Below are 24,786 nucleotides of genomic sequence, written 5' to 3'. Positions count from 1 at the left end.
TTTCCTGAAGTTGCTAAGTTAGATCAAACTAGTATTAGCTTAAATTCATCAAGAGGTTTGAATATATAGTTTAAGAAATATAAAGATTATCTAAATGATAAACCTTTACCAAACGAATAAGTTGAGCCCAATCATGGAATCATTGATTGTAAAATGGCTGATCTTGATGTAGAGGAGAACAAATCATCATTAGAAAAAATCCACAAAGAAAGGATTATTTGAGACATTAATGATCAACTTTTTTGGAAATAAAAAAATCATCAATGATCCAAGACAACAGAGAAACCTTCCTCGGGATCTTGTTCTCCGTTATTATCGTTGTCCAAAATGGGGTTATATTATAGAAAATCGCAATAAATATGAACATCGGATGCATTTGTTTCAAAAAAGATCTGCTGTGACTGTTGTTACCATCATGTCACTGTTACAAAAAAAGCCAATATTTGGACCTTTACTTGGCCCTTACGATTAGATTATTAGATTAAAGGAATGATTATGAATCACAATTTCCTCGAAATAGAAGAAGAGCGATTATTGCAAGAAAAAATTGCCCGAGATACCTTGGAGCGTTATTCTGGATCTCCAGTTGAAGATTTTCAACCATACGTATTACTGACAAATTTTTCTAAGTATGTGCAATATTTTGCCGATAGTCGAGAAGTACCTGTCATTGAAGGGTCGACATTTAAAGTAGCTCATTCTCCTACTGAAAAAGTCTCCATTTTAGATTTTAAGATAGGCTCACCTGCAGCTGCATTGGTTGTGGATCTTTGTGCTTTTTTGCCCATTCGAGCCGCTTTACTACTTGGAATGTGTGGCGGATTAAGAAGGCATTATGTGATAGGTGAATATTTTGTTCCTATTGCAGGAATCCGTGGGGAAGGCACTTCAGATTTTTATTTTCCGGCGGAAGTTCCTTCTTTGGCTAATTTTCTCGTTCAGAAAATTGTGACAAATGTCTTAGATGAAACACAGACGGCTTATCATGTGGGAATTACTCATACAACCAATAAACGTTTTTGGGAGTTTGATCAAGAATTTCGCAGACGTTTAAAAGCTACGCGTCCTCAAGCTATTGAAATGGAGTGTGCTACATTGTTTATGGGAGGTTATAGCCATAAGCTTCCCTTAGGGGCTTTATTATTGATTTCAGATCTCCCATTGAATAAGGATGGGATTAAAACCAAGAAAAGCTCTGAAAATGTTTTTAAGACTTATACTGGAGAACATGTCGAAAAAGGCGTTCAAATTATGCGTGCTTTGGATATTGCCTTAAAAAATGAAGCTAAAGGGATTTTTAGAGGAAATCGAAAGCGATTTGAAAGTACTATTTTGGATTAAAATTCTCTTTTTAAAACGAAGGATCCGTTTAAAAATAACGACAACTTGTTTTTTTTAAACGGATTTATTCTTGCCTAGTTTACCCTTGAATGATCATAGAAAAATAGTTTTCTTCATGAAGAGGATCGACATCCGAAGAAATGGGAAGGTTTGAAATTGTTAAAATTTTTTTCACCATCTCAATTAATAAATATTGAAGTACTCTCCATTTTTCCATGTCTTCGCCGTTAATTTCTGTTTCTTTCGCAAGGTAGCGAATAAATTGTTGAATCCTTAATTGATTTCCCTCTTTTTCACATCCCTGCATTAAAATGAGAGCAGCATTAGCATAAAAAAAAGGCTCGTGTAAAGTAGATTGAGAAGCTATTTTTTTTAGGGTTTGAGCTATTTTGATTCTTGAGGAATGGCTTTGCTCTGCATAACCAATAGAAATAATCAATGCAAAAACAATTAAGCTTTTTTTAATAAGATTTTTTTCTAGCGCTGTATCTAAAGATGCATAACCGTCGATATTGTTAGTCAGTAGCTCGGCTATCCGTTCCTTCAACCATTGATGAATAACCTGAAGCCCAAAATCAAAAGGATCAAATAATGGATTGATTTGATGAATCATTACAAAACCTAGAGCTTGATGAATGATAATTTTGATAAGCAGTAAATCGAGAGTTTGCTGAATATCAAAAGGTAAGATATTGAATTCGACGGGAGAATTAGTAACCAGTGTTTTTTCTTCTTTAGAATTAGATGTTAGTAACGATGATTCTAATAACCATTCAGAAAGCATTTTATTAGCGAGTTGCGGAAGAGGAAGAAAACTTAGATTTTGAGCAATTAAAGGGTGAATTTCTTTTTGCTCGAAACTAATTTCCTTATTTAAAAATGATTTCCAAAATAGTTTAAATGTGTCCATGGGATCTTCATTTATCTTTTCATCGTGACCTAAATCTTTTTTTTCTTCGTTTAATTTTAAAAGGCGTTGACAAATTTCTTCGAAAGTAAACTTTATAAGAGGGGCTAAAATCTTAATTTGTGCGGCAGGTAGTGTTTTAAAAAGAGATTGAAAAGAATTATTTTCTCGCGAAAAGCGTACGCGTATTTCTGATAATTTTAGTATTGCGTTGACTAATGCCCGGCTATCATAGGTTTCTAGAAAATCCATTTTACTTCGTGTGGGATGAAAATGGGTTAGGGTGGTATCCATCAATTTTAAGAAAGTTTGCAAAGAATCTTTCATCTCGATGACTTCTTTTGAAAGCGTATTGTTCGTTTTCTCAGTCAAATTAGGGTTTAAAAGCTTTAAAGCTTCTTCCACAATTTCAGTTGCTCCTTGAATCTTTTTTTCGAGCACTTTTTGCAGGGAAGTTGTTTGAAGCGTTAAGCTATTAGGCTCTATTAAAGTTGGCAAATCCGAAGGGGTGATGGAAGAAATAAAATCTTCATTTGTTTTTTCGAAAGAATTCGCTTTATCAACAAGAGAAGTTTTTTGTAAATTTATAGAAGAAAATGGAGGTGAAAGAGCTATAGATAAAGGCTCTGGTTGTTCAGCCCAGAAAGAGTTAGAATTAATAGTCATGATGCCTCGGCTGTTTTGTTTTTTTGTTGACTAGGCATTAATGTTTCTAATGTCATCTCCGCTCGTTTTTGAATTTCAGAGTATTGAGAATTTAATTGCGCTCGTCTGATCACAATCTGCAGTGCAATACATGCTGAAACTCGTTCCTGTTTATTCAAATAACAGTCTGCTGCATAAAAGTAAGGAAGAGGGTTTTTAAGATCAAGCATTCCGCATCGAATGTAACCTTCAGCTGCTTTTTCATATTCTTTCAACATCAAACAGCAGCTTGCCCAACCGTAAATAAAATTAAATTCATTATATTCTACAAGAGCTAACAAACTAAATATTGCTTGAGCGTTTTGAAATTTACCAGCCGTATATAATTGATAGGCTCTAGAGTAAAGCTTTGTCATTTTTTCTGGATCTAAATCAAAAGAACTTTTTGAGAATAATCCATCTTCCAGAAGATGTAAAAAGCAAATACGCTTAATTTCCTCCAATTTTTCTAAATCGACATGCCGATGAGTTTTCATAAAAAGTATTTCCATTTTTAGTTTCATTCAAGCAAATTGCAAAGGAAAAAAAAGTTATACTTCTTTATATTAATTATATTTTAAAAAAAATATTAGCACAATAAAGAGCTTGAAAACGCATTGCTTTAAATAAGTAAAGGCAGTTAGATAAATAGCTCGCGAAGAAAGAAATAAAAAAAAGCATTTGTAAAAATTCAGGAATCTTATGGAAAATGATAAGCCTTTTGTAGAAAAGAGAGTCGTTAAAAGAATATTTTCTCCGTGGTATTATAACCAATATTTTAAATATTCTTTCGGAATTTTACTTGGTTTATTAATTATCTTGGCATTTTCGTATGTCGCTACTACTTTATCACCTATTTTTAACTTTGTTTCTTCTCTTTTTATTCCCATTGTTTTTTCTTTTTTATTTTACTATCTCTTAAGACCTTTAGTTTGTTTTTTTGAACATTTAAAAATGTCTCGTTTCTTTAGTATTTTATTGACCTATGTCTTGATTGGAATCGTATTAGTAATCTTTTTTGCTTATTTGTTTCCTATTTTAGCTACGCAAATTGTAGCTTTTGCTAATACCTCGGTAGAAACTTTGGAAAAAGTTAAAAACTCTTCCCAAACCTTTGTTTTACCAACTGGATTTAAACTTGATTTAGAGGGAGAAATTGAACGGAGGCTACTAAATTTAATCCAATACGCGACAGCAATTTTGAGTCAAAATTTATTAGATATTGTAGGATATCTTACACGTTTAGCCACAATTTTAGCAGTCATCCCCTTCATAGTCTTTTATTTGTTAAAAGACGATCGTGATTTTGCTTCGGGATTTTTACAGCATCTTCCTCAAGATTTTGGACAAAATGTGCGCAATATTTTAAAAAATATAGATGAAACGTTATCCAATTATATTAATGGACTCGTATTAATTTCTTTTAGTGTTGGAAGTATGTTATTTATAGGCTATTTAATCATTGGGTTAAAGTACGCTTTGATCTTATCGATTATGGCTTTAGTTTTAACAACGATTCCTTATTTGGGGCCTTTTTTAGCTATTACGCCCGCTGTATTAACAGGGTTATCCCATAGCCCTACAATGACTTTAAAAGTCATTGCAGTATTCGCTATTGTTCAACAAACGGAATCAAATATTGTGTCTCCACAAATTATGGGACAAAGGCTAAATATTCATCCTTTAACTCTCATTTTACTTCTTTTAGCAGCAGGATCTCTGTATGGGTTAATAGGATTATTATTAGCTACACCTTTCTATGCCATTTTAAAAGTATTAGCCGAAAATTTTTATAAAATATACCTTCTTCGTTATCCAAAGATGCAGGCCAAACTATACCAGCCTTAACAAAGGGATATTGATCAAAAAAAGATAATTAGGTTAAAAAATTTCCAAATCTGTAGCATAAAAGAGTATTGATCTATCGTTGGAAGTCCTGACTGCTCTCTCGACTAAAACGAAGGCTTCTAGAAGTTGTTCTTCGGCCATCCAATCCGAGGCTAAACTGTTTTACGGAGCATTGAAATCTCAGATTGTTTTATATCCACAGCCTGAGCAGCAATGCATTCTTTCGATAATGGTCTTTTTTCCCTATTTTTATATAAATAGCAGTCTTGTGTCGTATAGGTAGGTTTTATCAATTCTATCTTCCTACCAGCTTTTGTCGTTTTCTAAGTGAGGAAATAAAAAAATGATTCCAATTTGCATCAGTGATGTTTTTTGCGAAATAAGAGCCAACTCATTCTTTTAGTGTGAAATCTTTTACGCAAATCTATTGATATTGCTCAACATTTTTTTAATCCTTTATGAAAAAAAATTTTTAATTATTGTTTCTCCTGAATGTTAGCGACATCTTTCCCTTGCTTTCACTGTTCCTTTGTCTCTTTATTTGGCTTTGCGAGTTGGAGTTGACTTTTGCAAAAGTTTTTTTCTTTTTGAAAAACCGGATTGTGCAGGCAGATTTAATGACATTCTTTAGAATTTTAGGTTTAATTCTGCTACAATTTTAGTTTCAAGTTCTTGGGGAGATTTAAATTTTGGCATCAGAATTTTCCGAATTATAAGATCTTTACCTTTTTTGCCTTTTTCCATTGTTAAAGAAAGTTTTTCTTGTTTGACGAGAGTAAATCCAAAGCGAGAAGCGTGAACTCGTATGCGTGTTAAATGATAGAGCCATTGCGCTGGTTCTGGAGGAGGCCCAAATCGGTCTCGAATTTCTGACCAAATGGAATCTACTTCTTCAAGTGAAAAAGCTTCACCTAATCTTTGATAAACTTCCATACGTAAACTGACTTCATTGACATAATCTTCTGGAAGTCTGGCATCAATAGCTAATTCGATTTTGGTTTCTGTGACGATGCTTGGTAATTTGCCTTGCAATGTCTGAATTGTTCGTTTTAGCATTTTACAATAAAGGTGAAATCCAATCGAAGATACATGTCCTGATTGCTCTAAGCCTAAAATGTCACCTGCCCCGCGGATTTCCAAATCTCGCATGGCCACTTTCATTCCGCTTCCATATCCACTCGCTTCAGATAATGCTTGAAGGCGCTTACGTGTTAATTCAGGCATTACTCTTAAGTTGGGTACCAAAAAATAAGCGTACGCTCTTCTATTCCATCTTCCAACCCTTCCACGAAGTTGATAAAGCGCCGCCAAACCAAAATGATCTGCACGATCAATTAAGATCGTATTTGCGTTAGGAATGTCTACTCCATTTTCCACGATCGTTGTGGCGACTAAGATATCTGCTTGACCGCTTTTAAAAGCATGGAATGTGGCATCGATTTCATCGGCGTGCATTTGTCCATGTGCGACTAAAACACGCGCTTGTGGTAAAAGAGATTTAATTCGATTACTCACAGAGTAGATTGATTCCACACGGTTGTGAATAACAAATGCTTGACCATCTCTAGACAATTCTCTTAAAAGGGCATTTTGAATAATTTGATCGCTAGGTTCTGTGATAATAGTCTTTGTTGGTAATCGATCCTGAGGAGGGGTATTGATGACTGACATGTCTCTTGCGCCAATGAGAGACATGTATAAAGTACGAGGGATAGGAGTTGCAGAAAGTGTGAGACAATCAACTCCAATTTTAATTTTCTTGAGATGTTCCTTGGCTTTTACTCCAAAACGTTGTTCTTCATCAATAATGACAAGGCCTAAATCTTTGAATTTGACATCTTCACCAATAATGCGATGTGTTCCAATAACGATGTCAATAAAACCGTTAGCAATACCTTCCAATGTTTCTTGAATTTGCTTTTGAGTACGAAAGCGGGAAAGAATTCCAATATTAATTGGAAAATTAGCCATACGATCTAGAAAATTATCGAAGTGTTGCATGGCTAAGACTGTTGTGGGGACTAAAACCGCCACTTGTTTAGCTCCATCTGTCACAGCTTTGAAAGCCGCTCGCATAGCCACTTCTGTTTTACCGTAGCCTACATCTCCGCAAATGAGACGATCCATCGCTTTTTTAGACATCATGTCTTGTTTAATGCTGGAGATGGCTGCCAGTTGATCCTCGGTTTCGGAAAAAGGAAATTCACCTTCAAAAGATTGTAAATCCGCAGAATCGATAGGATAAGCAAAGCCTTCTTTAATTTCTCGTTCTGCGTAGCTTTTGAGTAAATCAGAAGCATAGCCTAGAATTGCTCTTTCTGTATGTTCCTTTGTTTTTTTCCATTTACTACTCCCGATTGTGTGTAATTTCGGAATGACTTCATTGGATCCAAGATATTTAGTGATAAGGTGTGCTTGATTAAAGGGAACGTACAACTTAGCTTGATCAGCATATTCGATTGTGAAAAATTCACTGAGAATGCCTAAGTGGTTAGCCCTTTTTTCGATTCCAAGATAACGTCCAATCCCATTATTTAAGTGAACTATCATCTCTCCAGGAGTTAAATCATATGTTTCAGCAGGAGAGGTATGATAGGTACTTCGAAGCTTTTGTCGCCTTATTTTATATCTATGCGTTAGTTCCGTTAAGGGTAAAATCATCCATTCTTCATCTTGAATGACAAGGCCACTTGAGAGATAACCGATTTGATAAGTGGTTTGCTTAGGTAAATGGATATTATTTGAAAGGAGTTTTTGACGTAAGTTATTTTCTTCTAATTCACTTGCACATAAAAGATCAAGTCTAAAAGTTTCATGGGAAAGAGAAGGCAGACGATAAAGAATTTCATCCCCATTAAAGTCCCCTTGTTCTTCTTGAGAAATAAAATAATTTGTAATTGTGTTAAAAGGATGACGCCAACGTTTAACGGTCCAATCACGATTAAACATTTGAAACTTGAGGTTGTGAAAAATTGTCGTCTGAGAATAATAACCGCTTTGTTTAGAATCTAGGTGTTTGACTTCACTAAGCTCTTCAATTGGTTTTTGTGACCAAAACATTTTTTGATAGGGAGTCAATAGTTGAAGAAATTCTTCAATAGAACTAAAAAATTTATTATTCGCTCCTAAGCTAATTAAAGAGGCGTATCGATCTTCTAAGGCAAGAAGATCATCAAAAATAATTAATGTTTCAGGCCCTAAATAATCTAAAAAAGAAGCCTGTTCATTTGATTGATTGAGCAATTCAAGTTCTAAGCCGGGTGCAATATCAATTTGCTCGACTGTTCTGACCGATATTTGCCCAATTGGATCATAAATACGAATAGATTCTAAGTCATCTCCCCAGAACTCCAAGCGGTAAGGATCGGGAGAGGAAACAGGAAATACATCGATAATTCCACCACGTACTGCAAACTCTCCTTTATCAGAAGCGATAAATTTTCGTTGATATCCCATCAAATTAAGTTTTTGGATAAGATCATCAAAAAAAAAGCTCTCATTTGCCTTAAGTGTGAGATAGAGCTTTTGAAAAGCAGAAGGAGCAATTAGCTTTTGTAAACAAGCTTGTAAGCTAGTCAAAATGATATGAGGCTCGCTTGACGAATTGATTTTCTTTAAGAGCTGATATCGCTCGCCAACAATATCTGGGCTAGGAGGAACATTTTCTGAAGGGAGTGTTTCCCAAGAAGGAAAGTCGACAGTTGGGCAGTTTGTAAAAAAGCTTAAATCATGAAAAAGTCGAGCTTCCTCTTGACTGGAGCCTGTTAAGATTAAAACGTGTTTACCGGTGACTTGTTGAGCAAGAGCTGCAATTAAGGCTTTTGGAGCATTCCATAACTCTTCAATCAAAAGGATATCTTTGGTATGCTGTAAAGCTTTTTGAAGAGCAAGAATTCGCTCACTTTTTAACATCTTTTCAAAAATCATGGGCAAAGAGTTTTTTAATCCATTATTTGAGTTATATATTATGTCATCATGTCTTTCGAAAAGAGGCAAATGAAACATCTTAGTCTAAAAAAGGAATAACTTTTAGTTATTATGTAGAATTATAAGAGAACATTTCAACTCCCTTTCCTTTTTTTCCATTCAAAGTAATTAACTCCTCTGAAAAATTTAACCATCCAAAACAAATTTTTTGTGAATGAGTAAATTTACTAAAAATAAAACTTTAAAAATACTATTTAACATAGTAAATAGATTTTAAGTTTAAGGTATGCAGCTGCTAGATTATCGTTTATTTTTTTTTATTTAGTTTAAGCACAGTTGTCATAACAAGCTTAACAAAAGGGAGAAAGTCATGAAGCAGAAAATGAGTTTGCTATTCTTAATCTTGTATTTTTTTTCCCCTCAAGCTTATGGGGAAGAATTTAATAGCTCTAATTTGCCACAATTAACGGTAAAAGGGGAAGCAACTATTTTTAAACCTGCTGACCAATTGGAAATGAGTGTTTCTGTCGTCACACAAGACCCTGAATCTAAAAAAGCAGTTCAAGCTAATAATGAAAAAATGCGTAAAGTAGTTGGGCAGCTCACTGATTTAGGTTTAAATGTTCAAGATTACCAAACAGGGCATTTTACGATTCAACCTATTTATCACTCTATTGATTCAATAGAAAAAAAAGAAGCCTCTACAATTACTCATTATGAAGTTACGAATACGATTCATATAAAAACAAGTAAGCTCAGTTTGATCGAGAAAATTATTGGGATTGTTGTCGAGGCCGGAGCCAATCAATTAAGTCAAATCAATTTCAATTTGAATAATCCTCAAGCTTATCGTCAGGAAGTCATTCAACTGGCAACCCAAAACGCATTTGAAGACGCAAATGCTTTAGCTAAAGCTGCAAATGTCCGTCTTGTTCGTGTTTTGTCTCTAGATTTAGACCCTAATCAACAGAATTATTCAACACCAAGAATGTTGATGGCAACTAAACAAAGCTCTGGAAATACTTATGAGGTTCCTATTGAAATTGGCCACGTTGAAATGCGAGCAAATGTTCATGTGATATTTGAAATCAATCAAGAATAAGCCAATTTTAAGGGTATGCTAGTCTCATTCTACAATTAAATTAATGATTAAGGCTAGACAAATTGAGATTAATCTGTAGCCAAGTCTGAATGAATAAAAATTTTGGTAGCTTAAAAAAACGGCTTGATGTGTAAATCTGAGCCGTCAAATCTTTATTTCACATTCATTTTTTCTTTTAAGTAAATTCGTATTTGCTTAAAGGCTTCTCCTAACATAGCTGGTTTTTTACCGCCTCCCTGTGCGGTATGTTGTTTTCCACCCCCGCTTCCTTCTACAATAGGCATTAAAATTTTAATAATTTCGTTGGCATTAATACCTTGCTTAACAAGGTCATCACTGATCTTTACTAAAATTTGACATTTATCAGGAAAAGCTGCCCCTAAAATAATTACTGCAGAAGGAATTTGATCACTGATTAAATCTACACAAAGTCGCAATTCTTCGACAGAAAGCGCGGTTTCTAAAATTAAAACAGAAATGTTTCCTAATTGTTCAATTTTTTTTATAAAACCGTCGATTAAAACGTTAAGTTCTTTCTTTTTGATTTCTTTAAGTTCAGCAATAAATTGCTTATTTTCTTCTTGAAGTTTTTCTAATTTCTCTAATACCTGGTGAATAGGGACTTTTAATTGTTGAGCCAATGTGCGAATTAAATCTTCATCCTGTCGCTGTAAAAGTTCTGCTTCTGCACCCGTGACTGCTTCAATTCTTCGAATTCCTGCTGCAATGCCACTTTCTTTCAAAATTCTAAAAAGTCCAATATTTCCAAGAGCTGGCGTATGAGTGCCTCCACAGAGTTCTTTTGAATAGTCAATATCAATCACTCGAACAGTTGAACCATATTTTTCACCAAAAAATTGTTTAATATCTTCTTTTTTTTGTGCTTCTTCATACTTGATTTCATAACATTTGACAGGCAGGTTTTCTCTAATTTTTTGATTGACCAAGTCTTCAATTTGTCGGCTTTCTTCTAAAGAAAGAGCTTTATGATGGCTAAAGTCAAAGCGAAGGCGTTGAGGATCGACAACTGAGCCTGCTTGTTTGATATGTTCTCCAAGTATTTGATGTAATGCCCAATGCAGTAAATGAGTTGCCGTGTGATTGTTGGCAATTTTTTGTCGCCGTTTTTTATCAATCGAGGCTGTAATCATCTCACCATTTTTGAGAGAACCTGTATTCAATTTTCCTTTGTGTGCGATCAAACCTTTATAAGGTACCACACAATCCTCTACAATGAACCTGGAATTCGAATTTTCTAATGTTCCAGTATCGCCGACTTGTCCACCCATTTCAGCATAAAAGGGGGTTTCGCTTAAGAAGACAAGTCCTTCTTGCCCAGATTGCATTTCTTCGACGAATTCTCCATTGACAAAAAGCCCTACGACTGAACTTTTTAAAGAATTTTGTGTAAATCCAGCAAATTTAGTTTCACCTCGAATTTTGACAAAATCTGCGAAAATATTTTCTCCCGCAATTTGATGAACAGTCTTATGAACATGACGAGATCTTTGCTTTGCTTCTTCTTCTAATTGTTGATAGCGTGATTCGTCGACTTTTAATTCTGAGTCTTTAGCGATTAAGAGAATTTCTTCGATTGGAAGCCCATAAGTATCTTTGAGTTTAAACGCATCATCACCAGAAATTATTTGATGACTTGCCCGTGATTTCTCAATCACTTGATTAAGAATATTTCCACCTCGCTTGAGAGTGCGAATAAATGCTTCTTCTTCGATTGTCAAAATTTCAGCAATACGATCTTGCCCTTTAACAAGTTCTGGATAATCGCTACCCATAGTAGAAACTAATTGAGGAAGAACTTCGGCTAAAAATGGTTTTTCAAGCTTTAATGTTCGTCCATACCGAACAGCTCTTCGAAGAACTTTTCTTAGTACGTAACCTCGATCAACATTGCTAGGTTGAACACCATCGGCAATAGCAAAAGAGAGGCAACGCAAATGATCAGCGATGACTCGAAAAGCAGCAGACTGTTGATCTTGTGGATGATAGGCAATTCCTGAAAGTAATTCAATTTGAGCAATAATACTTCTTAAAATATCCGTTTCAAAAACGCTATTAACTCCCATTTTTAAGTTGATCACTCGCTCGAGTCCCGCACCAGTGTCAATGGATGGTTTAGGTAAAGGATTTTGAATACCCGAAGTTTGTCGATTAAATTGCATAAAAACCAGATTCCAAAATTCTAAGAATCGTTCTCCAGAAGAATCTTCGGATGGTTTTGTGGCATTTCCGTAATCAGATCCTCGATCGTATAAGAGTTCCGAGCAGGGCCCACAAGGGCCTGTATCTCCCATTGCCCAAAAATTATCTTTTTCTCCGAAACGAGTAATGCGTTCAGCTGGAACATATTGAGTCCAAAGCTCAAATGCTTCATCATCTTCTCGGAAAACTGTTGGCCAAATTCGTTCGGGTTCGAATCCAAAGACCTGCGTAGAAACTTCCCAGGCGAATTGGATGGCTTGAGTTTTAAAATAATCTCCAAATGAAAAGTTTCCTAACATTTCAAAAAATGTTAAGTGCCTGCTCGTGTGACCAACATTTTCTAAATCGTTATGTTTTCCTCCTACTCGAATACATTTTTGGCTTGTGGCTGCACGGTTATAATCGCGGTAACTCTTCCCTAAAAAAACGTCCTTGAATTGATTCATTCCTGCATTGTTGAATAAAAGAGTTGGATCGTCGTGAGGAAGAACTGAAGAGGAAGAAACGATTTGATGTTGATGTTTTTTAAAATATTCTAAGAATTGACGTCTGATAGATTGTGTTAACATAATTGCTCGTGTAAGATTTTGACCGAGAGAGTTATTAACCTGAGTTTTGAGTTTATTTACTTAAAAATCGTTTAGGTTATTAATGAAATTTTAGAATTAAATGTAAGGATTTAAGGTGTAAAATTCAAGTTTTACCAAACATCAAACCAGCTTTGAATTAACTTTGTATAGAAAAGTTGAACTTTTCGACTATATTAGCTGTTAAAAATGCGCTAAAAAATTGTGTTTTAAAAGAATAGCTTTATTTAAAAATTTTGCTTGAAAAGAAGCTGATAAAAAAGTTGTTGTTTTAAGAAGAGATTTTCACATTTCAAGAGGATGGGTAAGAAAAACGTTGATAGAACGTATTTTTTTTAATGTAAAGCCTAAAATGAAGGTGTGGGATATTAATAATAAAAATTTCTTCGACATATTTAATCAATAAAGTTACTTTAAGGCATCAGTTTCCCAAGTGATAAAATCCCCTCTATAAAATGGATTACTGCTCCATAAACAGTAGGATAACCACATTCTTTTTGCTTAAATACTTAAAAAGGCGTCATATCTTAAAAAACCTGATAGAATCAATGAGCATGCGTAAAAACTTGAGTTAATGTCTCAAAATAACGAGGAATTAGTCACTCATTTTGAGCTTGTTCTTAGACGATTTCATAAATAGCTGGATAAACGGTAGTCGTAAATTTTAAAAAATGGAATTTAAATTAAAATTTATATACTTATTAAAAGTTTATTTATCTTTCAATTTTTTTAAAAGCCAGGGGGTGGGAAAACGGCAAGTTTAGGTTTTAACCCTTTTTCTTGCGCCTTTTTATGCATTAGAGCTACATTAAGTTTTTTTAATCTTTAAATTTATTTGGTGAAAAATATGAGCAGCCATCTTCAAGTTTCAGTGCCTCAACCTCTCGATTCTGAGCAAAAGCAAATCATGAAACAAATAGCAAATACCATTCGAGGTCTTTCGATGGATGCTGTCCAAAAAGCAGATTCAGGTCATCCAGGGCTTCCAATGGGATGTGCTGAACTTGGTGCATACTTATATGGTTATTATCTTAAGCAAAATCCCAAAGATTCTAAATGGCTCAATCGCGATCGTTTTATTTTATCTGCTGGACACGGATCCATGTGGTTATATTCTTGTTTACATTTAGCTGGTTACAAAATCACGTTGGAAGACATCAAAAATTTCAGGCAGCTTCATTCCCCAACTCCAGGCCATCCAGAATCATTTATGACGGATGGTGTGGAAACAACGACGGGGCCTTTAGGGCAAGGTGTAGGTAATGCTGTCGGTCAAGCACTTGGATTTAAAATTCTTGGAGAAAAATTTAACACAGAAAAGCATCCCATTTTTAATAATAAAGTTTATGTGTTAATGGGCGATGGTTGTGTAATGGAAGGGATTTCTTCAGAAGTATCCTCATTAGCTGGTCATTTAAAATTGAATAATTTGGTTGCTATTTATGATGCGAATCACGTTTCTTTAGATGGACCGTTAGCAGAAAGTTCTTCAGAAGATACTAAAACTCGTTATAAGGCTTATGGTTGGGATGTATTTGAAATAGATGGAAACGATATTGAAGCTATTGATACTGTATTTTCTCAAATTCGACACTATCAGGAAAAGCCTTGTTTAGTTATAGCTCATACTATTATTGGGAAAGGAGCCCCGAATAAAGGGGGGACTTATAAAGCCCATGGATCACCTCTTGGAGTAGAAGAGATTAAAGCAGCTAAAGATGAACTAGGCATTCCTCAAGAAGATTTCTATGTTCCTCAAGCTGTCATCAACTACTTTCAAAATAAGCTTGTTTCCGATGCAAAAGAACAAAATGAGTGGAAGCAAATATTTGAAGAATGGGCAAAAGAAAATCCTTCTAAATTCCAAGAATTAGAAGTCATGCTACATCACAAACTTCCCGATGATTTCGAGCAAAAGCTTCAACATCTGATGATTAAAGCTCCAATTTCCGGACGTAAAGCTTCTCAAGAAGTTCTCAATAGTTTAGCAGATATGATCCCTCAATTATATGGAGGATCAGCTGATTTATCTTCATCCGATATGACAATGTTAAAGAAGTTTTCTTTAATTGCTCCTAACGAATTTCATGGACGCAATATTAAGTTCGGTGTGCGAGAATTTGGGATGGCGACAATAGCGACTGGTCTTTATCAGACTGGAATGATTCTTCCATTTGTAGGAACATTTTTAACTTTTTCTGATTATATGCGTAATGCAATTCGTTTGGCGGCTTTACAACATGCACAAGTTTTTTATCAATTTACTCATGATTCTATTTTTTTAGGGGAAGATGGGCCTACTCACCAACCTGTTGAACATTATGCAGCTTTAAGAGCTATTCCTCAACTACAAGTGATCCGCCCAGCAGATAGTTATGAAGTGAAAATGTCTTGGATTGCAGCTTTGCAATATAAAGGCCCTACGGCTTTAATTTTGTCTCGCCAGAATTTACCTGATTTAGCTGGGACAAACATTCCTTATGTGGAAGGAATGGGGAGAGGGGCTTATATCGTAAAAAAAGAAAAAGGAAAGGCTGACTTTACTTTAGTTGCAACTGGCTCGGAATTGAGTTTAGCGATGAACGTAGCAAATGAATTAGAAAAACTTGGTAAAAATGTCCGCGTTATTTCTATGCCTTGCTGGGCTTTATTTGAAAAGCAACCTATAGATTATAAAGAAAGTCTGTTTGGTGGAGATATTGGTAAAAGGGTCAGTATTGAAGCTGGTGTTGACCTTGGATGGCATAAATACATTGGCCGTGATGGTATTGCAATTTGTATGGAACATTTTGGAGCCTCAGCTCCTGCGGGTGTATTAGCAAAAGAATTTGGTTTTACTGTTGAGGCTATACTTGAACGTATTTTATAGCCAAAATAACGCACCTAATTCTGTTGTTTCAAATATCATTAGTAGTTCATTTAATGATCGACTGCTTCAAGCCTTGCATTGTCGCAATAATTCCAGACCTCCCGTCTGGCTTATGCGACAAGCCGGGCGCCATTTAGCTTCTTATCGAGCATTAAGAGAAAAATATTCTTTTTTAGATATGTGTCACAATCCAGAATTGATTGCTGAAGTTACCTTATTGCCTATCGAAGCTTATCAAGTCGATGCAGCTATTTTATTTTCAGACATTTTAGTCATTCCCGAAGCCTTAAAAGTAGGAGTTCGCTTTGAAGATAAGGTAGGACCTATTATAGAAAAACCTATCACTAACCTTCATGATATTGAAAAACTTGCGATGCCCGAGGATCTTACTTCCCTTGAATTTGTCAAGGAAGGAATTAGATGTTTACAACCCCGATTAAATGTTCCTTTAATTGGTTTTTGTGGAGCACCCTTTACTGTGGCAAGTTATATGATCGAAGGAAAAACTAGCCGAGACTTCAAAAAAATTAAACATTGGATGTATCATGAGCCGCAAGGATTTCATACTTTACTTCGGAAAATAGCAGATTGGTCGATTGCTTATCTCAATATGCAAATTGATGCGGGGGTACATGCTTTACAGATTTTTGATTCTTGGGCAAATACTCTTTCTTATCGTCAATTTCAAGAGTTTTCTTTAAATTATTTAAAGTACATTTTAAAAGGATTAAAAAAAGATATCCCTCTCATTTTATTTTGCCGAGGATCCTCGGTTTTCGGCCCAGATTTAGCTTCTATTAACCCTGCAGCTGTTGGATTAGATTGGAATTGTCGGGTAAAACGGATGCGTGATGTCATTCCTTATCCCATTGCTTTGCAAGGAAATTTAGATCCTGATTTGCTTTATGCACCTTTGCCCAAAATCAAGGAAGAGGTAAATGCTTTATTAGATGAAATGGAAGGAGATCGAGGATTTATTTTAAACTTAGGGCATGGCATCTTTCCTGATGTTTCTGAAGAGGCAGTTCGCACTTTAGTTGAATCTGTGAGGGAAAGGCGTGGTTAAACATATCGTGATCTTAGGTGCTGGAATTAGCGGACTTGCAACAGCATGGTTTTTGAAAAAACTATTAGGATCTTCCGTTCAACTTACTTTGTTAGAAGCAAATTCAAGAGCCGGAGGGTGGATTCAAACGATTCATTCTCAAGATTTTTTGTTTGAGACAGGTCCACGCAGTTGCCGTTCGAAAGGCTCTGGAAGAGAAATGCTTCAACTCATTGAAGAATTAGGATTATGTGATGAAGTCATTGGGGCACATTCTTCTGCGAACCTTCGTTTTCTTTATTTTCAAAAAAAATTACAGCCTTTACCCAGTTCCTTTTTTCATATTCTTTTTAACCCTCTTGTTAAAGGATGGCTCAAAGCGGTTTATCGGGATTTAAATTCTCCAAGGTCATTAAAAGAAGATGAATCTATAGAAGAATTTTTTAGTCGACGTATTGGAAAAGAATGGACCTCCCGTTTAATTGATCCATTTGTTTCAGGAATTTATGCCGGAGATTGCAAAAAATTATCCATGAAAAGCTGTTTTCCTCTTTTTTGGAAGTGGGAACAGGAAAACGGATCTTTAATTAAAGGGATATGGAATCAAAAAAAAGAAAAAAAATCCTCTAGCGCTTTTGTTTCATATTGGATGAAACAACCTCTTTTTTCCTTTAAGCAAGGAATGGGATATTTAATACAATCTTTCGTGCATCAACTAGATGCTAATATTCATTTTTCTTCTACTGTGAAAGCGATTGAAATGGAAAAAGAGGGGGCCACAGTTGTTTTAGATAACGAAAAAGTTTTTAAAGCTGATCATTTGATTTCTACTTTGCCAGCTTCAAAATTGGCTCCTTTACTTGGTTCAGAGTTTAGTGAAACGGCTTCACTGCTACAGTCTATGGAATCCACCTCTGTGATGGTTGTCAATTGTGGTTATCGTCGACCTGTTTTAAAAAAATCTGGCTTTGGTTATTTAATTCCCTTTCAAGAAAAAGAATCAATTTTGGGATGTGTATGGGATTCTGCAGTGTTTCCTAAGCAAAATTTTTCTCCTGAACACACTCGCTTAACAGTTATGATGGGGGGAACTCAGCACCCTCAGATAGATGATAGGCAAAAAGGATTAGCCCTTGCATTATCTTCTATCGAAAGGCATTTGGCGATTGATTCTGTGCCAGATGAAGTTTATGTTTCTTTAGCCAAACAGGCGATCCCTCAATATCAAATTGGACATTACCTAACTTTAATCAATTTATCTCAATCCTTATCTCTTTATCCCCAATTCACTTTTACAGGTCATTCTTTTGACGGGGTTTCTGTGAATGATAGAGTTTTGCAAGCCCGTTTATTAGCCGTTAAAATTGCAAAAGGTTTTAATATTTAGCAGTTGCTTTATGTGATTGCTAAAAAATAAATGAAAGCTTATTATTAAAAATAATAAAAATCCATTATTTCCAATTTCCTAGAAGTTAATAATTTATAATCAAATTACTTATTTAAACTTTTTTTTTGCAAAAAATAGAGATGCAAACTACATTTGGGCACAAACAGTTGATTGCTTTCAAATTCATTTCGCTGACTTATATAATTGAATTTTGAGAGTAAATTTAATTGCAGCGAAAGAGTCTTTTGCACTTTATTCAATGGTTCAATGATAATAGACCATCATTAAATCAAAGCATCTGATATTCTAAAAAAAAGCGAGTTCAACATGTTTGATAAATTTACGAATCGTGCAAAACAGGTTATTAAATTAGCCAAAAAAGAAGCGCAGCGACTTAATCATAATTATTTAGGCACAGAGCATGTCCTTTTAGGACTACTTAAACTAGGCCAAGGTGTTGCGGTTAACGTTTTACGAAACCTTAATATTGATTTTGAAACCGTGCGCAGTGAAGTAGAAAAATTAGTAGGATACGGACCTGAAATCCAAGTTTACGGAGATCCAGCCTTAACTGGAAAAGTAAAAAAAGTTTTTGAGTTTGCAAATGAAGAAGCAGCCAATCTAAATCATAATTATGTGGGGACAGAGCATTTATTGCTTGGTTTGTTAAGACAAACAGATGGCGTTGCCGCACAAGTTCTAGAAAATTTAAATGTCAATTTGAAAGAAGTGCGTAAAGAGGTTTTAAAAGAACTTGAAACTTTTAACTTACAACTTCCTCCCATTAGTGGAGCTGGTATTAGTCCAAGTAACCCATCACCTGGCAGTGGGGGAAAAGGTTCTTACGAAAAAGTAGCTGCTGGAACTGCTAATGATAAAATGCCGGCTTTAAGAGCTTATGGACACGATCTAACTGAAATGTGTCGCGAAGGCAAAATGGATCCAGTCATAGGTCGAAAAGAAGAAATTGAGCGACTCATTTTAATTCTGTGTCGGCGTCGAAAAAATAATCCAGTTTTAGTCGGAGAAGCAGGAGTCGGTAAAACTGCCATAGTAGAAGGGCTTGCTCAAGCTATTGTAAAAGGGGATGTGCCTGATACTTTACGTAAGAAAAAATTAATTACACTTGATTTAGCTTTAATGATTGCCGGTACTAAATACAGAGGACAATTTGAAGAACGTATTAAAGCTGTTATGGATGAAATCAAGAAAAATGGGAATGTTTTACTGTTTATTGATGAATTGCATACAATTGTTGGCGCAGGTGCTGCTGAAGGAGCTATAGATGCTTCAAATATCTTAAAACCAGCTCTTTCTCGTGGAGAATTGCAATGTATTGGCGCAACAACAATTGATGAATATCGGAAGCACATTGAGAAAGATGCAGCTTTAGAACGTCGCTTCCAAAAAATCTTAGTTGCTCCTCCAAGTGTTGATGATACTATTGAAATTCTTTATGGTTTAAAACCTGAGTATGAGAAACATCATAAAGTCATTTTCACTAACCAAGCAATTCGTGCTGCCGCGGTCTTATCGGATCGCTATATTCATGGGCGTTTTCTACCAGATAAGGCGATTGATTTAATTGACGAGGCAGGCGCCAAACTGCGTATCTCTATGATGAATCAGCCACAAGACATTAGTAAGTATGAGTCAGAAATAGAGGCCACAAGGTTGGCTAAAGAAGAGTCTATTGGTAAGCAAGAGTATGAAAAAGCTGCCAAATTACGTGATAAAGAGAAAACCTTGCGTGAGCAGTTACAACAAATTCGAGCTGAATGGGAAATTAACAAAGAAGAGCATGAAGTCATTGTTGAGGATGAGGATGTAGCAAATGTGATAGCAAGGCAAACAGGAATACCTCTCAATCGATTAACTGAAGGTGAGCTACAAAAAGTTCTCAAAATGGAAGAGATCTTAAAAGAAGGAATTATTGGCCAAGAAGACGCTATCAAAACAGTTTGCCGTGCCATTCGTCGAAGTAGAGCTGACATTAAAGATCCAAATCGTCCAATTGGAGCTTTTCTCTTTTTAGGTCCTACAGGAGTTGGGAAGACACTTTTAGCTAGGCTTTTGGCAATTAACATGTTCGGCGGCGAAGATGCACTCATTCAAGTCGATATGTCGGAATATATGGAAAAATTTGCCGTCAGTCGCATGACAGGTTCTCCTCCTGGCTATGTGGGGCATGAAGAAGGTGGACAGCTAACAGAACAAGTTAGACAGCGACCTTACTCAGTGGTCCTGTTTGATGAAATTGAGAAGGGACACCCTGATGTCATGGATCTTCTGTTACAAATACTTGAAGAAGGGCGTTTGACAGATTCTTTTGGAAGAAGAGTTGATTTCCGAAATACAATTATTATCATGACCTCTAACTTGGGGGCTGATCTTATTAAGAAAAGTACTGAGATTGGTTTTGGAGCATCTGAAGGGTCGCTAGATTATAGTCATATTAAGGAGAAAATTGAAAGCGAAGTCAAAAAACGATTTAAACCTGAATTTCTTAACCGTTTGAATGACATCGTTATTTTCCATCCGCTTAATCGAGACAATCTATTGCATGTGATTTCTTTAGAAATTGAAAAACTTAGCAAACGTCTAGCTCGACGCGAAATATTTATTGAGCTTGATGATGCGGCTAAGAATTTCTTGGTAGATAAAGGCTTCCAAGTAGAAATGGGAGCTCGTCCATTAAGACGTACCATTGAACAATTTCTGGAGGACCCTTTAGCAGAGCGGATTTTGATGAATCCTAATGAAGGACGTCGTTGTCATGTGACAGTGGAAAACGAAGAGATTGTCATTATTGACGATGAAATTTATCCTCTTCATGGAAAATCTACTACTGCTAGTTCTGCAATCAATTGAAATTAAAAGGTAGCTCAATAATTCTTTTGAGCTACCCTTTTCAAAAAAAGACTGAAAATCTTTCCAAGTCTTACTATAATTTTTTATTTGTTGCCACCGCCTTTATAATTAGCTTGATCTATAGCTTATTTTACAAAATTAGATAGTCTTAGTCAGCCATCAATTAATTTAGCATAGCCATAGGGATTCTAATTCAAAATAAATTAAAACGACGCAACTGAATGATTTTAATTAAATACGCTTCCTATTTGTCCAAGAATGCGCATAATTATTTCTCTCCTTTTGTGTTGGCTATTCGCTAACATCTGGTTAATAACTAAAGTATATGCGCTGTATAGAAGCTTGTTGATGTTAGTTTTTTCTTTTTATTTGATTTGAATAGTTTTATCCCAAAAAAGGTTGGAGAGAAAATTTAATATCTGATTATAAACAACAAGAACTAAAAATAAATTTAAAAAAATTATTTTAGATAGTATAGTCACGAGAAATAAAATAAATGCTTAAATGTGCTACTCTTCTAAGCTCATCAATGGAGCATCTTATGGAAGCGCACAGAAGACATGATATATCCGACAGAGTTTGGAATTTACTGGAACCTCATTTGCCAGGAAAAAGAGGGGCTTGGGGTGGTATAACAAGAGATAATAGGACTTTTATCAATGCAGTATTTTGGATATTAAGAACGGGAGCTCCATGGAGGGATTTGCCTCCAGATTACGGTGGTTGGAGCAATACTCATCGGCGATTTATCCGATGGCGCAATCAGAGAGTCTGGGAAAAGTTGCTTGAGGTGCTGATTGACGATCCAGATGATGAATGGCTTGTGATAGATGCTTCGCATTGTCAAGTGCATCCTCATGCAGCGGGAGCTAAAGGTGGTAATCAGAGCATGAGTCATACAAAAGGGGGCTCAATACAAAATTGCATCTTGCCGTGGATGCGCACGGTCTGCCGATCAGGGTCATGATTACAGAAGGCACAACAGCAGGTTGTACTCAAGCAAGCAATTTGATCGCTGGTCTTACAGCTGAGCGGTTACTGGCAGACAAAGGATATGATAGTGACGCAATCGTTGAGCAAGCTATAAAGTCAGGGAATGCAAGTGGTGATTTCTCCACGAAAGAATCGCATAACTGGTCGAGAATACGATAAAGATCTCTATAAGTTAAGGCATTTGGTGGAAAATGCATTTTTACATTTGAAGCGCTGGAGAGGAATAGCGACCCGTTATGCAAAGAGCACAGCCTCATTCTTGGCTGCAGCCCATATTAGATGTATTGCTATATGGGCAGAAGTCTCGTGACTACACTATCTAAGAGATGTAGATAATTTTATAGAATGGGCAATAAATGGTGAATTTACAAAATACATGATGTGAAACAGCTACCTCTCTCGAAATGATGCTGTAGAATTTTTAAAAATGTTGTTGAGTAGCATCTATGATTTAAGGCAGGATATCTTGGCGAAAAAGTCCTAGGAACTTTCACGCTTGATAAAGGCAAAGGAGCTCAAATTTGTAAAGTTGAGTTAGGCTACGTAATATCGAAAAATAATGTTACACAAGCAGTCAAATAGTAATTCATGCAGGTTTCGAAAATCTTAAGGTTGAAAAATCGAAGCTTTAGTAGATCTCACAAATATTAGTTCTCAGCGAATTTTAGAAAAAATTGGTTTATTAAAGAAAAATTACTGTAAAATTATATTATTCAGAAGGGGTTTATTCAAAATTGCTTTATTTAATTTTAAAACCTTTTTGTTTTTGAATATAAATATTTTTAAAACACTTTTTCTATCTTTTTTACTAGTTCCACATTTATTTTTCTTTATTATTACAATTCAAGCTGTGTCAGTTCGCACCTACCACACAGAATTATTCAGAACTAAATGCTTTAAATCCCCTGTAAACCTCAAATGCGCTAATCCAGCGTCAGTGAGATTACGGCACCCACACTAAACGCTTTAAAGCCACTAAGGATGTTAAATGCGCTAATCCATCGTCAGTAAGCTTAGGGCATCCACTCAAATCTAAATGCTGTAAAGTGACTAAAGGTGTTAAATGCGCTAATCCAGCGTCAGTGAGCTTACGGCACCCACTCAGATTTAAATGCTGTAGAGACACTAAGGGAGTCAAATGCGCTAATCCAGCGTCAGTAAGCTTAAAGCAATCATGCAGATCTAAATGCTGTAAAGCAACTAAAGGTGTTAAATGTGCTAATCCAGCGTCAGTGAGATTAGGACACCAACCCAGATTTAAATGCTGCAGAGCCACTAAAGGTATTAAATGCGTTAACCCAGCGTCAGTGAGATTACTGCAAAAACTCAGATTTAAATTTTGCAGGGCCACTAAGGAGGTCAAATGCGCCAACCCAGGATCAGTTATGTTACTGCACATACCCAGATACAAATTCTGTAGGGCCACTAAAGGTGTCAAATGCGTCAATCCATCATCGGTAAGATTAGGGCACCAACTCAGATCCAAATTCTTTAGAGCTACTAAAGTTGACAAATGCACCAACCCAGCGTCCATAAGATTTCTACAACGCCTAAGATTTAAATACTGCAGGGCCGCTAAAGGTGTCAAATGCGCTAATCCGGCGTCGGTGAGATTACAGCACCAACTCAGATTTAAATGCTCTAATGAGACTAAGGATTTTAAATGCGCTAATCCGGCGTCGGTGAGATTACAGCACCAACTCAGATTTAAATGCTGCAGGGCTACTAAAGGTGTCAAATGCGCTAATCCATCGTCAGTAAGTTTATCGCAATAGCTTAGATTCAAATGTTGCAGAGCAACTAAGGGTGTCAAATGCACTAATCCAGCGTCAGTGAGATCGCGGCACCCACTCAGATCTAAGTGCTGTAAAATGACTAAAGGTGTTAAATGCGCTAATCCATCATCCGTGAGATTTCTGCAAAAATTTAGACCCAAATGTTGCAAGGCCATTAAGGATGATAAATGCGTTAATCCATCGCCAGTAAGATTTTCGCACCCAAACAGATTCAAATGTTGTAAAGCTGCTAAAGGTGATAAATGCGCTAATCCCGCATCTGTGAAATGTTTGCTATGGCTTAGATTCAAATGTTGTAAATTCTCTAATGGCGACAAATACGCTAAACCAGCGTCAGTGAGATTTTCGCAATTAAACAGGCTCAAATGCTGTAAAGCAACTAAAGGTGACAAATGTGCTAATCCAGTATCAGTGAGGTTTTTACAACCTTCAAGATAAAGCGCTTTTAAATTTTTGCAATTTTTTAACGCTAACAGATGAGCATCAGTCAAATAAGCTTTTTTTGAAAAATTAAGTTCTTCTATGTCATTTGCGAAGTAATTTACAATTTTTTCAAATTCCGTTAAATCAGACGTCTGATTTAATAAGGTGCTCACGACTGTAGATTCTAAATAATTTTTTAAAGCGTTTAAGTGATATTGATGGGCAAAATTCAAAAGTTCTTTTAATTCTACTAGACTGTCTTCGCTGGAATTAAATAGCTCAAATTTCTCTGATTTATACCCATCAAGCAGCTGTTGTTCTAAATTTTTCACCACTTCTGTTAGTTGATAATAATCGGCTCGTTGAATAATAGAAGGGATTTCTTCTAAGGGAACTTTAAAATGAGCATCTAGCAAGCAGTGGAATAGACAAGTAAACTCTTTTTGGGTCAAAGCAAGAGGAGTTTGAAGAGTTTCTTTAAAATTGCCTGACCACAGATTCTTAAAATAGGGCGATTGTTCTTTTAACAAATCCAGTTGAGAACTAGAAAGATGCAAAAAAGTGCCATCTTGAAAGTTCAATTTAAATCCTGAAGGTAAAAACAAAAGCACAGAAGGTTGAATTGTTGACTCAATTTCTTCTGAGGAAAGGTTATTTGAAGGATTTAAGTCCGCAGAAGTATTTGGAGAGTCTGTTGCAAGTTTATTTTCACTGGCAGGATAATTACTTCCTTGTTGGCGAGTCTTTGGCAAAGAAGAACTGGGATTTAAACTTGATAATAATGAA

Annotated in this window: 12 protein-coding genes and 3 pseudogenes; 10 read left to right on the top strand and 5 right to left on the bottom strand. The window is 35.7% G+C overall.

The window, feature by feature from the left end; all coding sequences use genetic code 11:
* Positions 1-229 precede the first annotated feature (229 nt).
* Together TY19_RS10535 and TY19_RS10530 are read left to right on the top strand one after the other, a co-directional pair.
* Positions 230-472, top strand: a complete 243-nt coding sequence (locus TY19_RS10535; RefSeq protein ID WP_042282397.1) for a hypothetical protein — start codon at positions 230-232, stop codon at positions 470-472.
* Positions 473-495: 23 nt separating this feature from the next.
* Complete coding sequence (locus TY19_RS10530) at positions 496-1,341, top strand: AMP nucleosidase (protein WP_042282395.1); 846 nt, start codon at positions 496-498, stop codon at positions 1,339-1,341.
* A gap of 79 nt (positions 1,342-1,420) precedes the next feature.
* On the opposite strand, the gene TY19_RS10525 is transcribed toward TY19_RS10530, so the two are convergent.
* The gene (locus TY19_RS10525) at positions 1,421-2,914 is read right to left on the bottom strand and encodes a hypothetical protein (protein WP_042282393.1); all 1,494 of its coding nucleotides are present in this window, start codon (positions 2,912-2,914) and stop codon (positions 1,421-1,423) included.
* On the bottom strand, positions 2,911-3,444 hold the full coding sequence (locus TY19_RS10520; RefSeq protein ID WP_158383178.1) for a SycD/LcrH family type III secretion system chaperone: 534 nt from the start codon (positions 3,442-3,444) through the stop codon (positions 2,911-2,913). Before TY19_RS10520 ends, TY19_RS10525 begins: the two co-directional genes overlap by 4 nt.
* A 190-nt stretch (positions 3,445-3,634) precedes the next feature.
* Here TY19_RS10520 and TY19_RS10515 point away from each other — a divergent pair, with 190 nt between their 5' ends.
* On the top strand, positions 3,635-4,780 hold the full coding sequence (locus tag TY19_RS10515; RefSeq protein WP_052354914.1) for an AI-2E family transporter: 1,146 nt from the start codon (positions 3,635-3,637) through the stop codon (positions 4,778-4,780).
* Between the two features lie 627 nt (positions 4,781-5,407).
* Here the strand turns inward: TY19_RS10515 and mfd are convergent.
* Positions 5,408-8,692 (bottom strand): transcription-repair coupling factor, encoded by a 3,285-nt coding sequence (gene mfd, locus TY19_RS10510; protein ID WP_042282425.1) that lies wholly within the window; start codon positions 8,690-8,692, stop codon positions 5,408-5,410.
* A gap of 385 nt (positions 8,693-9,077) precedes the next feature.
* Here mfd and TY19_RS10505 point away from each other — a divergent pair, with 385 nt between their 5' ends.
* Positions 9,078-9,809, top strand: a complete 732-nt coding sequence (locus TY19_RS10505; RefSeq protein WP_052354913.1) for an SIMPL domain-containing protein — start codon at positions 9,078-9,080, stop codon at positions 9,807-9,809.
* Between the two features lie 152 nt (positions 9,810-9,961).
* On the opposite strand, the gene alaS is transcribed toward TY19_RS10505, so the two are convergent.
* Positions 9,962-12,598, bottom strand: a complete 2,637-nt coding sequence (gene alaS, locus TY19_RS10500; protein ID WP_042282388.1) for an alanine--tRNA ligase — start codon at positions 12,596-12,598, stop codon at positions 9,962-9,964.
* An 865-nt stretch (positions 12,599-13,463) separates the two neighbouring features.
* Here alaS and tkt point away from each other — a divergent pair.
* The 6 genes and pseudogenes from tkt to TY19_RS13085 all read left to right on the top strand — a co-directional run bounded on the left by tkt (position 13,464) and on the right by TY19_RS13085 (position 22,091).
* On the top strand, positions 13,464-15,485 hold the full coding sequence (tkt, locus tag TY19_RS10495; protein ID WP_042282387.1) for a transketolase: 2,022 nt from the start codon (positions 13,464-13,466) through the stop codon (positions 15,483-15,485).
* On the top strand, positions 15,469-16,551 hold the full coding sequence (gene hemE / locus TY19_RS10490) for a uroporphyrinogen decarboxylase (RefSeq protein WP_226988517.1): 1,083 nt from the start codon (positions 15,469-15,471) through the stop codon (positions 16,549-16,551). Before tkt ends, hemE begins: the two co-directional genes overlap by 17 nt.
* Positions 16,544-17,917 carry a protoporphyrinogen oxidase gene (gene hemG / locus TY19_RS10485; protein ID WP_042282385.1) on the top strand — a complete coding sequence of 458 codons (1,374 nt, stop codon included), beginning with the start codon at positions 16,544-16,546 and terminating at the stop codon, positions 17,915-17,917. The genes hemE and hemG overlap by 8 nt, the downstream gene beginning before the upstream one ends.
* A gap of 327 nt (positions 17,918-18,244) precedes the next feature.
* A pseudogene (locus TY19_RS27380) lies at positions 18,245-18,706 on the top strand (Clp protease N-terminal domain-containing protein); the annotation flags it as partial.
* 87 nt (positions 18,707-18,793) lie between these two features.
* Positions 18,794-20,788: pseudogene (locus TY19_RS10480) on the top strand (ATP-dependent Clp protease ATP-binding subunit); the annotation flags it as partial.
* A 541-nt stretch (positions 20,789-21,329) separates the two neighbouring features.
* Positions 21,330-22,091: pseudogene (locus TY19_RS13085) on the top strand (IS5 family transposase).
* 633 nt (positions 22,092-22,724) lie between these two features.
* Here TY19_RS13085 and TY19_RS10465 read toward each other — a convergent pair.
* Positions 22,725-24,786 (bottom strand): BTB/POZ domain-containing protein (locus TY19_RS10465; protein WP_042282379.1); only part of this gene is annotated, 2,062 nt, incomplete at its 5' end.

Source organism: Candidatus Protochlamydia sp. R18, assembly GCF_000648255.1.
Lineage (GTDB): Bacteria > Chlamydiota > Chlamydiia > Chlamydiales > Parachlamydiaceae > Protochlamydia > Protochlamydia amoebophila.
This window is presented reverse-complemented; position numbering and strand designations above follow the sequence as displayed.

Excerpts from the sequence above, each read along its gene's own strand:
- TY19_RS10535 (WP_042282397.1), top strand. The coding sequence starts at position 230 with ATGATCAACTTTTTTGGAAATAAAAAAATCATCAATGATCCAAGACAA.
- TY19_RS10530 (WP_042282395.1), top strand. The coding sequence starts at position 496 with ATGAATCACAATTTCCTCGAAATAGAAGAAGAGCGATTATTGCAAGAA.
- TY19_RS10525 (WP_042282393.1), bottom strand. The coding sequence starts at position 2,914 with ATGACTATTAATTCTAACTCTTTCTGGGCTGAACAACCAGAGCCTTTA.
- TY19_RS10520 (WP_158383178.1), bottom strand. The coding sequence starts at position 3,444 with ATGGAAATACTTTTTATGAAAACTCATCGGCATGTCGATTTAGAAAAA.
- TY19_RS10515 (WP_052354914.1), top strand. The coding sequence starts at position 3,635 with ATGGAAAATGATAAGCCTTTTGTAGAAAAGAGAGTCGTTAAAAGAATA.
- mfd (WP_042282425.1), bottom strand. The coding sequence starts at position 8,692 with ATGTTAAAAAGTGAGCGAATTCTTGCTCTTCAAAAAGCTTTACAGCAT.
- TY19_RS10505 (WP_052354913.1), top strand. The coding sequence starts at position 9,078 with ATGAAGCAGAAAATGAGTTTGCTATTCTTAATCTTGTATTTTTTTTCC.
- alaS (WP_042282388.1), bottom strand. The coding sequence starts at position 12,598 with ATGTTAACACAATCTATCAGACGTCAATTCTTAGAATATTTTAAAAAA.
- tkt (WP_042282387.1), top strand. The coding sequence starts at position 13,464 with ATGAGCAGCCATCTTCAAGTTTCAGTGCCTCAACCTCTCGATTCTGAG.